The sequence below is a fragment of the Streptomyces exfoliatus genome, from assembly GCF_000725545.1.
GTDB lineage: Bacteria > Actinomycetota > Actinomycetes > Streptomycetales > Streptomycetaceae > Streptomyces > Streptomyces exfoliatus.
On the sequence record NZ_KL647057.1, the window covers coordinates 2,966 to 4,195 of the forward strand.

Consider the following 1,230-nt stretch of genomic DNA (forward strand, 5'->3'; position numbering starts at 1 on the left):
GCCCTGGTCCCGGTCGCGGTCGACCCCAAGCCCGGCGACCTGATCACACAGGCGACAGCACTGCAGGCGCTGGTTGAGGACCTGCTGAGCGCGGCCGTCGTGGCAGAGCGGGAGCAGGTCCTGTCCCCGGCCCGGATCCAGGAATTCACCGGGAGCCGGATCTGGAACGAGGCCGTACTGCAGTGGGCGCGCGACGGTCGGCGCAATCGCAGCGGCATGCCCGGCCCGGCGCTTGCCGAGAGCCTCGAGGCATGGGCCGCGGACAAGATTCACGGCACGCCTCGCCCGGTCGCCGACGGGCTCGATGCGATCCGGCCCGCGGCCGACTTCGAGATCCCGAACAAGGGAGCCAGCTGCCGCAAGGTCAGGTTCGTCCGCCAGTACGCGGCAACCAGCAACACCCGGTCCTCCAGCGGCAGACTCCACGGACGGCCCCTGCAAACAAGGGGCGGGCCTCCGCGCCGCAGCTTGGTGATCAGTTTCCCGAACTGCTTCGGACTCAGCCCGGAGTACGGCGCTATCCATGACGGCTCCGACGCCGTGATCACAGCCCCCACAAGAAGATCATCTCAGTCGTGGGTCCGGCATCCCTGCACGGTCCAGACCTACAGGCCCTTGGACCTGCCGGCCAAGGTCAGTAGAGCCAGCGGTCCAGGAGCCCTGGCCAGAGAAAATCCTCGTAGCCGCTGAAGGCCGCCGGATCGATCTCCTTCAGCTCTTCGGCCAGCCGGTTCAGCTCGGCGAAAGCCCGCTCTTCTTCCTCTTCGGAGAGGTACTCCTCGGGACCGTCCGGCTCGCTGAGAAGCTCTGAGGCGGTGACGCGACTGCCGTAATGGTGAAGGACGTCGAGCCACACGTCGACGCCAGAGTTGGCGAACCATGCCTCCCCATCCGGCGTGACGAAGTAGACCGCCCCGGTCTGCGGCTCGACGCCGAACGATGACCGCTCGGCCGGCTCATCAGGGTCCGCCTGCTCGGTGAGACGGTAGAGCGGGCCCCGGGACGTGAGCAGGGCCGGCTCAGCCTCGCTCTGCATCACGACTCGTTCGATGAGGCGCGGAGCTACCGGGATGCCCACCTCGACAAGCTGCGCCTTCGCGGAGTCCGGGATCCGCCAGTCGGCCACCACGTCCCGTCCGGCTCTCGTGACATGCCCCAGACTGGCCCACTCGGTCAGCTGGTCGTACGTCGCCATCGAACGGCCCTCTTCCATCGGCTGTGCTCCTGACC

The 1,230-nt window shown here is 67.9% G+C and carries 2 protein-coding genes and 1 pseudogene; all 3 read right to left on the reverse strand.

What is annotated here, in order from left to right; translation table 11 throughout:
* Positions 1–273, reverse strand: a 273-nt coding sequence (locus IO20_RS41110; RefSeq protein WP_211270476.1) for a hypothetical protein, incomplete at its 3' end; no start/stop codon positions are given.
* Positions 274–308: 35 nt separating this feature from the next.
* Positions 309–557, reverse strand: a pseudogene (locus tag IO20_RS0136140) (helix-turn-helix domain-containing protein); the annotation flags it as partial.
* A gap of 77 nt (positions 558–634) precedes the next feature.
* A partial coding sequence (locus IO20_RS0136145; RefSeq protein WP_245685180.1) for an SUKH-4 family immunity protein occupies positions 635–1,230 on the reverse strand: 596 nt, incomplete at its 5' end.